The sequence below is a fragment of the Flavobacterium sp. 270 genome (assembly GCF_004368785.1).
Classification (GTDB): domain Bacteria; phylum Bacteroidota; class Bacteroidia; order Flavobacteriales; family Flavobacteriaceae; genus Flavobacterium.
Genome location: NZ_SODM01000001.1, coordinates 729287 through 743421, shown reverse-complemented (window position 1 = coordinate 743421; position 14135 = coordinate 729287). Strand labels below are relative to the sequence as shown.

The following is a 14135-nucleotide window of genomic DNA, read 5'->3' as shown; positions in this document are numbered from 1 at the left end:
ACCCGTCAGGTTTATAAAATAATGTTTCAATAAAAAAGAAACAACCAAAAAACAAACCAACTATAAAATTATGAACCACCAATTATCAATTGAAAAGCGAAATTTGGTTTTACTCTCGATGGCAAAGCTTGTCGAGCAGGAAAGAAACCAAATCATTCTTACCAATCAAGCTGATTTACTGGCTTATGACGGCTCAGATCTTGCCATGGAAGAGCGCCTAAAAGTAGATGATAAAAAAGTTGACGAAATGATTTTATCGTTGAACCAATTGGCTTCGCAAGAAGATCCTGTTGGAGTAGAAAGGTTTCATTTTGTGCATGATAACGGAATCAAAGTCACAAACAAAACTGCAGCTTTTGGAACAATCTTAATTATATATGAATCTCGTCCCGACGTAACTATCGAAGCGGGCGGAATCGCTTTTAAATCTGGAAATAAAATTTTATTAAAAGGAGGAAAAGAAGCTTTAAAATCCAACTTAAAGATTGTAAGTCTTTGGCACAAAGCTTTAGAAGAGAATAATGTTTCAAAAGATTGGGTTGAATATTTAAACTTCAATAGAACAGAAACTCAGGCTTTTTTAGAAAAACCAACACAAAAAGTAGATTTAATTGTACCACGTGGAGGTGAAAAATTAATTGAGTTTGTAAAAGCGCACGCTACTTGCCCCGTAATTGTAAGCGGACGCGGAAATAACTTCGTTTACGTTCATAAAGAAGCAGATACGGATATTGCATTAAAAGTAATTATCAACGCAAAAGCTTCTAAAATTTCGGCTTGTAATGCATTGGATAAAGTTTTAATCGATTCCAGACTTCCTAATTTTGAAGGTTTTGTAGCTCTTTTAAATGAAGCTTTAGTAGAATCAAATGTAGAAATTATAGTTGACGAAACATTAGCGTCTTTCCAAAATACAAGTGTTCTAAAAGATGAAAATATCTGGTACGAAGAGTTCTTAGATTATAAAATTGTGATCGGAACAATAGATTCGGAAGAGCATGCTATCGAAAAAATAAACAAATATTGCGGCGGACATTCGGCCTCAATTATTACAAGAAATAAGACTGTTGCACAAGAATTTATGGATAACGTAGATGCTTCAGCAGTATATCAAAACGCATCAACACGTTTCACAGACGGCGGACAGTTTGGTCTTGGCGGCGAATTAGCCATAAGTACAGATAAACTCCACCAAAGAGGCCCAATTGGTTTACAGCATTTGGTTACAAACAAATGGTACGTTTACGGAGAAGGACAAATACGTTAATTGAGATAATTAGTCAATTAGAAAATTCTAAAAAAGACTTAGAATCTCAGCATCTTAGAACCTTAGTAGCTTAGAAAAAGAAATGGCAAAAAAAAGGATTTTATTAAAAATAGGAAGCAACACGCTGACAAAAGAAACCAATCATATTTCCCGGGGAAAGATTGAAGATCTTGGAATACAGATTGCGGCTTTAAACGACGAATATGAGTTTATTATCGTAAGTTCTGGAGCAATTGCAGCCGCAAAACAATTTGTAAAACTGGATAATCAGGATAAAGATGTTTTTGTAAAGCAGGCTTTGGCTTCGATCGGACAGCCTCATTTAATGCGGATTTACAACGAAAATTTTAAAGATTTAGGATTAAATACTTCGCAGTGTTTACTTTCTTATTCTGATTTCGAAAAAGAACAGACCAAAAAGAACATTGTAAATACCATTAATGTATTGGTTAAAAACAATTACATTCCGATCATTAATGAAAATGATACTGTCGCAACAGATGAAATTCGATTCGGAGATAATGATAAGTTGGCAGCGCTAACGGCAGTTTTATTAAATGTTGATATTCTGATAATTGCAACCAATACAAACGGAATTTATACGAAAGAATCGATTCATGATGAAAATCCAAAAACGATTCAATTAGTAGAAGATTTAAAATCATTGGAAAAAGAAATTGGAGAATCAAAATCATCTCACGGAACAGGCGGAATGCAGTCGAAAATCGAAGCGGCAGGAATTGCGAAAGCAGCAAATATAGAAACCTGGATTGTTAACGGATTAAATGATAATTTTATTTTGAAAGCATTAAAGAACGAAATTCCATTTACAAAAATAATATAATGAGTCAATTAGAAAATTAGATAGTGTCACAATTATCTAATTATGAATTACCACATTATCTAATTAATTAAAACAAATGAACTACATCTCAATAAAAGAAATCAACTCATTATCAAAATGGGTAAATCAAGCGATTAAAATAAAAAAAAATCCGCTTAAAAATCAAAGTTTAGGAAGGAATAAAACCTTAGGGATGTTATTCTTCAACCCAAGTTTAAGAACGCGTTTGAGTACTCAGAAAGCGGCTTTAAATTTAGGAATGAACGTTATGGTAATGAACTTTACTAACGAAGGCTGGACTTTAGAATTTGAAGACGGAGCTGTAATGAATTCTGGCGCTTCAGAACATATTAAAGAAGCGGCAGAAGTAGTTTCTCAATACTGTGATATCATCGCAATTCGTGCTTTTGCAGGATTAGAAGATAAAGAAAAAGATTATCAGGAAACTGTGATTTCAGGATTTTTGAAATACGCGACAGTGCCAATCGTAAATATGGAAAGTGCTGTACGTCACCCGCTTCAATCTTTGGCGGATGCTATTACAATGGAAGAATTCAAACCTAGACACAAAAACAAACCAAAAGTAGTTTTGTCTTGGGCGCCGCATCCAAAAGCATTGCCACAAGCAGTTGCAAATTCATTCGTAGAAATGATGCAATTGCAAAAAGATATGGATTTTGTAATCACACATCCAGAAGGTTACGAATTGAGTCCAGAAATCACGCAAGACTGTAAAATCGAATACGATCAAAATAAAGCTTTCGAAAATGCTGATTTTGTTTACGTTAAAAACTGGAGTAATTTCAACGATTATGGAAAAGTAACCAACTCAGATCCAAATTGGACAGTTACAGCCGAAAAAATGGCTTTAACGAATAACGGAAAATTCATGCACTGTCTTCCGGTTCGTCGTAACGTAATCGTAAGCGACGAAGTTTTGGACGGAGAAAACTCAATTGTAATTGAGCAGGCAAATAACAGAACGTATTCTGCACAATTAGTTTTACAGAAGATTTTGAAAAAATTGTAAATTAAGGTTCAAAGCTACAAAGGCTCAAAGGCACAAAGGTTTTATAACCTTGAAAAAACCTTTGTGCCTTTGCACCTATGAGCCTCTGAACCTTAAAAGAAATGAACGTTTCAGTAATAAAAATTGGTGGAAACATCATCGATAATCCGGCAGAATTAGAACAGTTTTTAACTGATTTTTCTAAAATTGAAGGGCATAAAGTATTAGTTCACGGAGGTGGAAAATCGGCTACGAAAATGGCGCAGAGTATTGGTTTGGTTCCGCAAATGATTGACGGACGCCGAATTACAGATGCTCCAATGCTTGATGTTGTCGTGATGATTTACGCCGGACAGATTAACAAACATATTGTAGCGCAATTGCAGGCAAAAGACAACAATGCAATTGGTTTTTCTGGTGCTGACGGAAATTTAATTCAGTCAACTAAAAGAAATCACCCAACAATTGATTACGGATTTGTAGGCGATGTAAAACAAGTTAATACCAAATTACTGGCAACTTTATTAGAAACTGGAATTCTTCCTGTTTTCTGCGCGATTACACACGACAAAAATGGACAATTACTAAATACAAATGCCGATACCATTGCAAGTGAGTTATCAATTGCTTTATCAGAAGTTTTTGATGTAACGCTGATATATTGCTTTGAAAAACAAGGCGTTTTGATGGATTCAGAAGATGATTCGTCTGTAATTACTGAAATCAACGAGACATTATACAATAAACTAAAAGAAGAAAAAGTAATCCATTCCGGAATGATTCCAAAGTTGGATAATTGCTTTAATAGTTTAGCAAGAGGTGTGCAGAAAATCAAAATTGGGCATCACAAAATGCTTCAAAATTCTGATGTTCCGCATACAACGATTACGTTATAAAACATGTTGTCACGAATTACACAAATTGACACTAATTTCTCTGTTAAAAGAGAAAATAATTTTAGTTACGCATTAAAAAAAATATTTTGATTTTAAATCTGTAACAAAAAAACAATTTGTGGAAATCCGTGTAATTCGTGGCAAAAAAATAGAGTGCGCAAGGTATTTTAAATAAATTTGCGCAAGTAAAAATGGTCAAGAAAAGCATTTCAAAAACGTTGTTGCTTTGTCCCTTTGAGCCTTTGAACCTTATCAAAATGAAAAATATAGATACGCTTACCAAAGAAGCCATCGCTTTATTAAGAAACCTGATTGAAACCCCTTCATTTTCAAGTGAAGAAGACCAAACAGCACTATTAATAGAAAATTGGTTCAATCAAAATCAAATTCCATTTAAAAGAGAAAACAATAATGTGTGGGCTTTCAACAAATATTTTGACGAAAACAAACCAACACTTTTACTAAATTCTCACCACGATACCGTAAAACCAAATCAAGCTTACACTAACGATCCGTTTAAAGCAATCGAAAAAGACGGTAAACTTTTCGGATTAGGAAGCAATGATGCCGGAGGATGTTTAGTTTCTTTATTAGCAACTTTTGTTCATTTCTACGAAAATCAAAATCTTTCTCATAATATTGTTATTGTAGCTTCCGCAGAAGAAGAAAGCAGTGGTAAAAATGGTCTAAACAGCGTTTTACAACATTTACCAGAATTAGATTGCGCGATTGTAGGCGAGCCAACATTAATGCAATTAGCCGTAGCAGAAAAAGGGTTATTGGTTCTAGACGTAAAAGTAAAAGGAACCGCAAGCCACGCCGCGCACCAAAACGATGATAATTCATTATACAAATCAATTCCGGTAATGGAATGGTTTAAAAACTATAAATTCGATAAAATCTCAGACGTTTTAGGTCCTGTAAAAATGACCGTAACGCAAATTAGTGCCGGAAAACAACACAACGTTGTGCCGTCAGAATGTGATTTAGTTGTGGATATTCGCGTAACTGATTGTTATACCAATTCTGAAATTTTAGAAGTTGTAAAAGCAAACGTAAACGCAGAAGTTACGCCAAGATCAATGCATTTAAATGCGTCATCAATTCCGGTTGAGCACGGTTTAGTACAAGCGGGAATCGCTTTAGGAAGAACAACTTATGGTTCGCCAACGCTTTCAGATCAATCGGTTTTAAGCTGTCAGTCTTTAAAACTTGGACCTGGAGAAACACTGCGGTCACATTCAGCAGACGAATTTATTTTTGTAAATGAAATAGAAGAAGGAGTTGATCTTTATATTAAAATATTGACTGATTTCTTTAAATTATAATTATTGTCCTGAGCGAAGTCGAAGGATTAGGAGCTAATCCCGCTATCCGTTCCAATCTTTTATTTTTTTAAAGGAAAAAAATAAAAGGATTTCCACTTCTATCGGGGCTAGAACCAACAGTATAAATCAAGACGATTATAAGGTTAGAAGATTTAAAAATCTAAAATCTAAGAAGTCTAAAAATCTAAGTTATGAAACTTTGGGAAAAAGGAATACCAACCGATAAACAAATCGAACAATTCACAGTTGGAAACGACAGAGAACTCGATTTAGTTTTAGCAAAATACGACGCATTAGGATCTATTGCACACGCCAAAATGCTGGGTCAAATCGGATTATTAACTTCAGAAGAAACAACTTCTTTGGTTGATGCATTAAATGATATTATTGCAGATATTGTTGTTGGAAATTTCGAAATCGAAGACAGTTTTGAAGACGTACATTCTAAAATCGAATATCTTTTAACAGTAAAACTGGGCGACGCTGGAAAAAAAATCCACACCGCGCGTTCTCGTAACGATCAGGTTTTAGTAGACGTTCATTTATATCTAAAAGACGAAGTAAAAGCTTTAAAAGAACAGGTAAAAACACTTTTTGATTTGTTGATGGAATCGGCAGAAAAACATCAAAATATATTATTGCCGGGTTATACGCATTTGCAGATTGCAATGCCATCTTCTTTCGGAATGTGGTTTTCTGCTTATGCTGAAAGTTTGATTGATGATATTACCATGCTAAATGCAGCAGGAAAAATTGTAGATCAGAATCCGTTGGGTTCCGCTGCGGGTTACGGAAGTTCATTTCCAATCAACAGAACATTTACAACTCAGGAATTAGGTTTTGAAACTTTAAAATTCAATGCGGTTGCAGCGCAAATGAGTCGCGGAAAAGCCGAGAAAACAGTTGCTTTTGCTATGAGCAGTGTTGCAGCAACTTTGTCAAAATTTGCAATGGACGTTTGTTTGTATATGAGTCAGAACTTTAATTTTATTGGTTTGCCGTCTCATCTTACAACAGGCTCGAGTATTATGCCTCACAAGAAAAATCCAGATGTTTTTGAGTTAATCAGAGGGAAATGCAACAAGATTCAGGCGCTTCCTTACGAAATTACTTTAATCACCAATAATCTTCCAAGCGGTTATCATAGAGATTTACAGTTATTAAAAGAAGGATTATTTCCAGCGATTCAAACCTTAAAATCTTGTTTAGATATTGCAATTTTTTCAATAAAAGATATTACGGTAAAAGATCATATTTTAGAAGATAAAAAATACGATTATTTGTTTACGGTAGATACTTTAAACGAAATGGTTGTTGCCGGAATGCCGTTTAGAGATGCATATAAGGCTGTTGCAGAACAATTGGAAGCTGGAACGTACAAATCTCCAAAAGAAACAAAACATACGCACGAAGGAAGTATAAACAATTTGTGTTTAAGTAATATAAAAGAAAAAATGGATAAAAGCTTTTTGATGTAAAATCTAAAAGTGAAATACAACTAAAAAAGGTTACTGATTTTATTTCAGTAACCTTTTTTTATTTAGTTTTTTATCACTTTAAATGTTTTGAGTTTGTTTTCGATTTGAACTTTACAGATATAAATTCCTTTCGAAAGATTGCCAACATTCAGTTCCAGTTTTTCATCGGCAGAAATATTTTCAGAATGCGAATATACTTTTGCACCGCTTGCAGAAAATAAATTTACCTGAGCTAAACCACTATCAATACTCGAAAAATCAATGTTTAAAAGACGATTGATTACAGATGGATAATATTTTAAGTCTAAATTAGTTGCATTTTCTTTCATACCCAAATTATTACAGCTTGTAGACATCGCACCTTGCGCAGAAACCTGAAGTGTTGCACCGGCTCCGCAAGTAGGGTTTGAAACATAACCCGCAACATTTGCAGTAGGAGAGACCGTGTAAGTATAAGCTGGTTTGGTTACTGTAGTTCCAGAATTAGCAGCACCATTAAAACAATCAGCAAATGCAATTCCGATAGTTCCTCCGTCAGTGCTTACATAGCTTTTAAAAGCCGTTCCAATTTTGGCAAAATCAGTGCTTTCAACATAACAAGTTGTATTGTTATTGCCACCGCCAAGACCAATTGCCAAAGAACCAGAAACCGAAGTATTATAATAACAATTCAGAATATGAAGTTCTGCATTTCTTGCGCGCGGCATACGCTCTTTACAGCCGTCAGCCCAATAACAGTTTTTAAAAGTAATACTGTAATGACCATCTGCAGGAGCATCGCTTTTAGAAGAACCTACTAAATCAGTAAAACGATGATCGTCTGCACCGCCAGAACCGCCGGATTTCGGCGCTTTTAGATAAGTAAATTTACACCACGAAATAGTAACATTATCTGCAGCACCTTTATTATCAAAATTGCCGTCCATTCCGTCCTGAAATTCGCAGTGATCTACCCAAAGATTTGTAGCTTCAGAAGTTAGATTATCATGTCCGTCAACATCATACGCGCCAGGACCTTCAAAAATTAAATTTCGTATAATAACATTATTTGAGCCTGGTTTTATATTTAAAATTCCAGAACCGCTTGCCGTTTGATCAAGACTGACCAATCTCGCTCCGGGAAGTCCAATAATTGTTTTGTCGTTCAGTTGTAAGCTTGTATACGTACAGGTAATAGTTCCTGAAACTAAAATTACCTGTGGCGTTGTTAATTTCAGTTTTGCTACCAAATCAGTATAAGTAGAAACGGTTACAGCTGATGCCGTTCCGCCGCCTGTTGCAGCAACGCCAAATCCTTCTGGTGAGGAAAGATAATAATTTTGTGAAAAAATCGAAATAACCGGCAGTAAGAGAGCCAGTAAAAGCAGTTTTGTTTTCATTTTGTTTGTGTATAAAAGTGGTTTTTTGTGGTTTAGTTGTAAATGTAATCGATTACACAAATGTAAAAGAATTTCGTTTAATTCAAATTAATTTTGCAAATATTTATAAGTTTTAAAGGTTTGATCTTTAGTTTTATAAGTGTATTTTTTACACTAAAATAGATTTGAAATATTAAAAATATCTTTGATATAAGACAGAAAAATCATGTAAAATCTATATATTTGAGAATAAGTTATTTATTTTTTATGTCAAAATTTAAAGCTGAGGCGACTCAAAATCTTTTTGAGAAAAATTTTATTACACAAGAACAATTCGATCAGGTAAAAGAATATCGCAGTTTAGGTATATTTTCGCTGCATGCCGAATTAAAAATGCTTTTGTATTTATCTGTATTGGCATTTACATCTGGTATCGGAATTTTAATTTACGACAATATTGATACCATCGGGCATATCGCAATTTTGTCATTGTTATTAATTGTCATTGTGATTTGCTTTTATTATTGTTTTAAAAATTCAAAAGGATTCCAAAAATCAGAAACTGTTTTTGAAAACCCGGTTTTAGAATATTTGGTCTTAGCTGCTAATATTCTCACTTGTATTTTTATTGGTTATCTGCAATTTCAATACCAGCCATTTGGCACACATTACGGTTTGGCAACTTTAATTCCCACAATCGTCAGTTTCTTTTGTGCATATTATTTTGATCACAAAGGCGTTCTCACTATTGCAATTACTGGTTTAGGAGCTTATGTAGGTTTTTCGGTAACACCGCAAAATCTTTTGAGCAACGATTTTTATTTAAATCAAAGTTTAAGTTATTCGGCAATAATGCTGGGTGTTCTATTGATTTTATGGACGATTTACAGTGATAGAATTAACTTAAAAAATCATTTTAAACTCATTTACTTGACATTTGCATTGCACATTATCAGCATTGCGGCTCTTAGTAATATGATTTATGAACATCAGGTTTTTTGGTTTATTTTTTCTGCCATTCTTGCTGGTGCAGTTTACTACTTTTATAAAATAAGCTATAAATTAAAGGCGATTTCGTTGTATGTATTCACTATTCTTTATGCTTACATTGGAATAAATATATTGATTTTACGAGTTTTTGAAAATGTTGATTTTAATGATATATGGGAGTTGTTTATTTTAATGCTTCCAATTTATTTTATCGGTTCAATAGTGTGGTTTATAAAACTGATTAAAAAATTTAATAAAGAAATCGCGTTATGATAGTGCATGATAAAAGTTTGCTGCATAATTTGGCTTTGCTAGAAGAAGCAGAATCATTACAAAATGGAGGTTTTATAAATAAGGAACAATTTAATTTGATAAAAAAAGAATTGCCTTCCTTTAAGATTCATCGTAATATCTTGGTACGCATAGGTTTCTTTCTATTAGGCTCATTACTGTATTCGTCTATAAGCGGTGCTATTTCCTTATTAGGATTTACTGCTTCAAACAATGATGATTTCTTGTATGTATGCTGCTATCTTTTTGCAATAGTTGGATTTGCAGGTTCAGAATTCTTAGCACAAAACCATTATTTTAGACACGGCTTAGACGACGCATTTATTTTAGGTACAATATTACATGCTGGTTTTGCAATAGGAATTTCTACAGAAGGGAATAATTTTTTAGCTTTTTCCATTACAATAGCAATCGTTTCGCTTATTATGTATCTGCGTTATGTACATTTGCTGTCGTTATTGGTTTTTTATTTGGCTTTGACTGCTTCTTTAGGATATATAATATTCAAATTTTTAGAATTTGGGCAAGCGATTCTTCCATTCTTTATGATGCTTTACAGCATGCTGACTTACTATGTTTGCAGAAATCTAATCAACGGGCTAAAAGAAACTTACTATTATGATGGCATATATTTGATAAAAAACGCTGCATTAATACTCTTTTATTTATCAGGAAATTATTTTATAGTAAGAGAACTTTCTGCAACTCTTTCAGAAGATTATAGCGAAGTAAGTCCGGAAATTCCGTTTGCATGGTTCTTTTGGTGTTTTACCTTTATTGTTCCAATGGTGTATTTGTATTTTGCCTTAAAAAACAAAGACAAAGTGTTACTTTGGATCGTGATTTTATCACTTGGATTTTCAATCTTTACTTTTAGAAATTACTTTCACGTTTTACCTGCAGAAGCAGCATTAACTCTAGGCGGATTGGTTTTGTTTGCCATTGCTTATTTTTCAATAAAAAGATTAAAAAATAACGAGAGTGGAATCACCTTTAAACCAGATCGAATTAATAATTCTGATTCACTTTTAAACGCAGAAGCACTGGTTATAGCTTCAACTTTTGGAATGAAACCAGAAGCAAAAATTCCAGATTCGCCAATGAAATTTGGAGATGGAGGCTTTAGTGGCGGAGGCTCTGGCGGAAGTTTTTAATTAGTTATTGAGTTAAGAGTCAAGGGTTACGGGTCATAAGTTATAAGTGTGAAATTCCTGTATTTGATATAAAATATTTTATAACATTGATATAAAAACAACAAACCCCGAATTATATAATTCGGGGTTTGTTGTTTTTGTTTAGTTTATATTACTAGTCACTTAACTAATAACTCATAACTTAAAAATTAAACTTTGCTTTTCAACGCTTCTGCATCAATATCGCTGTGAGAAACATCGTAAACCGCTTTTCCGTTTTTGATCAAAATCAATTGAGGTGACTCATGGTACACATTATATTTTCTGGCAATTTCGTTTGAAATGTCGCGATGTGCAATAAGATCTAAAAAGTAAGCATCAACAACTTCATTTAAATCATATTCACGTTCAAATTGTTTCAAAGCCATACGGCTGATGCTGCATCTTGTGCTGTGTTTAAAAATGGCAACTGGCTTTTCATTAGAAATAGCATCAATTTCCATTAATTGAACGATATCTGTTAATTCTGTCCAGTTTATATTGCTTTTAGGAGACTCTGTATTTTCTGAATTTCCGAAGATTGAATTAAAAAAGCTCATATTTGTCTTGTTTTATGACTTTTTGACGTTAAAAACCAGTTAAAAAGCTGTTTTAAGTGTCATTTTGTCCGTAATTTTAATATGGAATGTAATTTGAATATTGCAACAAAGTTAAATCATTTAAAGTTAAAATTTGATGCAATAAAATCTAATTTTAATGATATCGACTAAAAAAGAAAATAGAAATCAATCTCAAATCAAATAAAAATATGAACATAAATAAATTTACAATTAAGTCGCAGGAAGCCATACAGCTCTCACAGCAATTGGCGCAGCGCAACGGACAACAACAAATAGAAAACGAACACATTTTTAAAGCAATTTTTGAAGTTGACGAAAATGTAGCGCCTTTTATTTTGAAAAAACTAAATGTAAATGTGCCTTTGTTTTTGCAAATTTTAGACAGCACAATTCAGAGTTTTCCAAAAGTTTCAGGAGGAGATATTTTGCTTTCCAGAGACGCTAACAAAGCATTGAATGAAGCTGAGATTATTGCACAAAAAATGAACGATGAATACGTTTCTATCGAACATTTAATATTAGCAATTTACGATTCAAAAAGTAAAGTTTCGCAGATTTTAAAAGATCAGGGTGTAACTGGAAAAGGTCTTAAAGCTGCAATAGAAGAATTGCGTAAAGGCGAAAGAGTGACTTCTGCTTCTGCCGAAGAAACTTATAATTCATTAAATAAATACGCTAAAAACCTAAACGAATTAGCGAGAACCGGAAAACTAGATCCTGTTATTGGTCGTGACGAAGAAATTCGCCGTGTATTGCAGATTCTTACTCGTAGAACAAAAAATAACCCAATGCTGGTCGGTGAGCCTGGAGTTGGTAAAACTGCAATTGCAGAAGGTTTAGCACACAGAATTGTTGATGGAGACGTTCCAGAAAACTTAAAAGATAAAATTGTTTTCTCACTTGATATGGGAGCACTTATTGCGGGTGCAAAATTTAAAGGAGAATTTGAGGAACGTTTAAAATCGGTTGTAAAAGAAGTTACAGCCGCCGAAGGTGATATCGTTTTGTTTATTGATGAGATTCACACGCTTGTGGGCGCGGGTGGAGGTGAAGGCGCTATGGATGCGGCTAACATCTTAAAACCAGCTTTGGCGCGTGGAGAATTAAGAGCCATTGGAGCAACGACTTTAGATGAATATCAAAAATATTTTGAAAAAGATAAAGCTTTAGAACGTCGTTTTCAAAAGGTTTTAATTGATGAACCAGATACAGAAAGTGCGATTTCGATTTTACGTGGTATCAAAGAAAAATACGAAACTCATCATAAAGTTCAAATTAAAGATGAAGCCATTATTGCAGCGGTAGAACTTTCGCAGAGATATATTACAAATCGTTTCTTACCGGATAAAGCAATCGATTTGATGGACGAAGCGGCTTCTAAACTGCGAATGGAAATCAATTCGAAACCAGAAGAACTGGATGTTTTGGATCGAAAAATCATGCAGCTGGAAATTGAAATTGAAGCCATTAAACGCGAAAAAGAAGAAAGTAAACTTAAAATTTTAGGTATGGATTTGGCCAACCTAAAAGAAGAACGAAATGAAATTTACGCAAAATGGAAATCGGAGAAAGATGTTGTAGATGGAGTTCAGGCTGTAAAATTAGAAATTGAAGATTTTAAACACGAAGCAGAACGCGCAGAACGTGAAGGCGATTACGGAAAAGTAGCCGAAATTCGTTATGGAAAAATCAAAGAAGCACAGGAACGTCTTGATGTTTTAGTAAAACAACTGCAAGAATTTCAACAAGGTAATTCTTTGATTAAAGAAGAAGTAACCAGAGAAGACATTGCTGAAGTTGTAGCAAAATGGACAGGAATTCCGGTAATGAAAATGCTTCAGACCGAAAGAGAAAAATTGTTGCATCTGGAAGACGAATTGCACAAACGTGTGGTTGGTCAGGAAGAAGCGATCGAAGCGGTTAGTGATGCGGTAAGAAGAAGCCGTGCCGGACTTCAGGATATGAAAAAACCTGTTGGAACTTTCTTATTCTTAGGAACTACTGGAGTTGGTAAAACGGAACTTGCAAAAGCTTTGGCAGAATATCTTTTTGATGATGAAAATGCCATGACACGTATCGATATGAGCGAATACCAAGAACGTCACAGTGTGAGCCGTTTAGTTGGTGCGCCTCCGGGATATGTAGGTTATGATGAAGGCGGACAATTGACGGAAGCTGTTCGTAGAAAACCGTATTCTGTGATTTTGTTAGACGAGATCGAAAAAGCGCATCCGGACACTTTTAATATTTTATTGCAGGTTTTGGATGAAGGAAGGTTGACTGATAATAAAGGTCGTCTGGCTGATTTTAAAAACACCATTATCATTATGACTTCAAACATGGGAAGTCAGATTATACAAGATAAATTTGATAACCTTAAAGGAAGTATTGAAGCTGCAACAGAAGCTGCAAAAGTGGAAGTTTTAGGATTATTGAAACAAACGGTTCGTCCGGAGTTTATCAACCGTATTGATGAGATTGTATTGTTTACGCCATTAACAGTTGATAATATTTCGAGAATTGTGAGCCTGCAACTTAAGAGCGTTAGCAAAATGCTGGCTTTACAAGGTATTACAATGGATGCAACTCCCGAAGCGATTCAGTACTTGTCTGAAAAAGGATATGACAGTCAATTTGGTGCGAGACCAGTAAAACGCGTTATTCAGAGAGAAGTGCTCAATCAGTTGTCGAAAGAAATTTTGGCTAATAATATTACAACCGACAGCATTATTCTGATTGATGCTTTCGACGGAAATTTAGTATTTAGAAATCAAGCGCATAAAGATTAATAATTGTTTGTTTAGTTAATTATTAATTGAAGAAAACATCAGTCGAAAGGCTGGTGTTTTTTTGTTTTTAGTCTATTTTTAAAATGATATTTAATAAGAATTACTATATATTTGAGTAAATATTTAAATCAT

11 protein-coding genes are annotated in these 14135 nt (G+C 34.0%); 9 read left to right on the top strand and 2 right to left on the bottom strand.

Going from position 1 to position 14135, the window contains the following annotated elements; genetic code table 11:
• Nucleotides 1-70 precede the first annotated feature (70 nt).
• The 6 genes from EV144_RS03165 (at nucleotide 71) to argH (ending at nucleotide 6822) form a co-directional block, all read left to right on the top strand.
• Nucleotides 71-1267: a glutamate-5-semialdehyde dehydrogenase gene (locus EV144_RS03165; RefSeq protein ID WP_134146107.1), complete on the top strand. Its 1197-nt coding sequence runs from the start codon at nucleotides 71-73 to the stop codon at nucleotides 1265-1267.
• Nucleotides 1268-1349: 82 nt separating this feature from the next.
• The gene (gene proB / locus EV144_RS03160; protein ID WP_134146105.1) at nucleotides 1350-2111 is read left to right on the top strand and encodes a glutamate 5-kinase; all 762 of its coding nucleotides are present in this window, start codon (nucleotides 1350-1352) and stop codon (nucleotides 2109-2111) included.
• A gap of 76 nt (nucleotides 2112-2187) precedes the next feature.
• Nucleotides 2188-3141: an N-acetylornithine carbamoyltransferase gene (locus tag EV144_RS03155; protein WP_134146103.1), complete on the top strand. Its 954-nt coding sequence runs from the start codon at nucleotides 2188-2190 to the stop codon at nucleotides 3139-3141.
• Nucleotides 3142-3242: 101 nt separating this feature from the next.
• On the top strand, nucleotides 3243-4016 hold the full coding sequence (argB, locus tag EV144_RS03150) for an acetylglutamate kinase (RefSeq protein ID WP_134146101.1): 774 nt from the start codon (nucleotides 3243-3245) through the stop codon (nucleotides 4014-4016).
• A 257-nt stretch (nucleotides 4017-4273) separates the two neighbouring features.
• Nucleotides 4274-5344, top strand: a complete 1071-nt coding sequence (locus EV144_RS03145) for a M20 family metallo-hydrolase (protein WP_134146099.1) — start codon at nucleotides 4274-4276, stop codon at nucleotides 5342-5344.
• Nucleotides 5345-5535: 191 nt separating this feature from the next.
• Complete coding sequence (gene argH / locus EV144_RS03140; RefSeq protein WP_134146097.1) at nucleotides 5536-6822, top strand: argininosuccinate lyase; 1287 nt, start codon at nucleotides 5536-5538, stop codon at nucleotides 6820-6822.
• Between the two features lie 62 nt (nucleotides 6823-6884).
• On the opposite strand, the gene EV144_RS03135 is transcribed toward argH, so the two are convergent.
• Nucleotides 6885-8201: a polysaccharide lyase family 1 protein gene (locus EV144_RS03135; RefSeq protein WP_134146095.1), complete on the bottom strand. Its 1317-nt coding sequence runs from the start codon at nucleotides 8199-8201 to the stop codon at nucleotides 6885-6887.
• Between the two features lie 246 nt (nucleotides 8202-8447).
• On the opposite strand from EV144_RS03135, the gene EV144_RS03130 reads away from it, so the two are divergent.
• Nucleotides 8448-9443, top strand: coding sequence for a DUF2157 domain-containing protein (locus EV144_RS03130; protein ID WP_134146093.1), 996 nt, complete (start codon nucleotides 8448-8450; stop codon nucleotides 9441-9443).
• Nucleotides 9440-10615, top strand: a complete 1176-nt coding sequence (locus EV144_RS03125; RefSeq protein WP_134146091.1) for a hypothetical protein — start codon at nucleotides 9440-9442, stop codon at nucleotides 10613-10615. Before EV144_RS03130 ends, EV144_RS03125 begins: the two co-directional genes overlap by 4 nt.
• Nucleotides 10616-10803: 188 nt before the next feature.
• Here EV144_RS03125 and ytxJ read toward each other — a convergent pair whose 3' ends face one another.
• Nucleotides 10804-11193, bottom strand: a complete 390-nt coding sequence (gene ytxJ, locus EV144_RS03120; RefSeq protein ID WP_134146089.1) for a bacillithiol system redox-active protein YtxJ — start codon at nucleotides 11191-11193, stop codon at nucleotides 10804-10806.
• A 209-nt stretch (nucleotides 11194-11402) separates the two neighbouring features.
• On the opposite strand from ytxJ, the gene clpB reads away from it, so the two are divergent.
• A complete protein-coding gene (gene clpB, locus EV144_RS03115) occupies nucleotides 11403-14003 on the top strand; it encodes an ATP-dependent chaperone ClpB (RefSeq protein ID WP_134146087.1) in 2601 nt (866 codons plus the stop codon).
• Nucleotides 14004-14135: the final 132 nt, after the last annotated feature.

Excerpts from the sequence above, each read along its gene's own strand:
- EV144_RS03165 (WP_134146107.1), top strand. The coding sequence starts at position 71 with ATGAACCACCAATTATCAATTGAAAAGCGAAATTTGGTTTTACTCTCG.
- proB (WP_134146105.1), top strand. The coding sequence starts at position 1,350 with ATGGCAAAAAAAAGGATTTTATTAAAAATAGGAAGCAACACGCTGACA.
- EV144_RS03155 (WP_134146103.1), top strand. The coding sequence starts at position 2,188 with ATGAACTACATCTCAATAAAAGAAATCAACTCATTATCAAAATGGGTA.
- argB (WP_134146101.1), top strand. The coding sequence starts at position 3,243 with ATGAACGTTTCAGTAATAAAAATTGGTGGAAACATCATCGATAATCCG.
- EV144_RS03145 (WP_134146099.1), top strand. The coding sequence starts at position 4,274 with ATGAAAAATATAGATACGCTTACCAAAGAAGCCATCGCTTTATTAAGA.
- argH (WP_134146097.1), top strand. The coding sequence starts at position 5,536 with ATGAAACTTTGGGAAAAAGGAATACCAACCGATAAACAAATCGAACAA.
- EV144_RS03135 (WP_134146095.1), bottom strand. The coding sequence starts at position 8,201 with ATGAAAACAAAACTGCTTTTACTGGCTCTCTTACTGCCGGTTATTTCG.
- EV144_RS03130 (WP_134146093.1), top strand. The coding sequence starts at position 8,448 with ATGTCAAAATTTAAAGCTGAGGCGACTCAAAATCTTTTTGAGAAAAAT.
- EV144_RS03125 (WP_134146091.1), top strand. The coding sequence starts at position 9,440 with ATGATAGTGCATGATAAAAGTTTGCTGCATAATTTGGCTTTGCTAGAA.
- ytxJ (WP_134146089.1), bottom strand. The coding sequence starts at position 11,193 with ATGAGCTTTTTTAATTCAATCTTCGGAAATTCAGAAAATACAGAGTCT.
- clpB (WP_134146087.1), top strand. The coding sequence starts at position 11,403 with ATGAACATAAATAAATTTACAATTAAGTCGCAGGAAGCCATACAGCTC.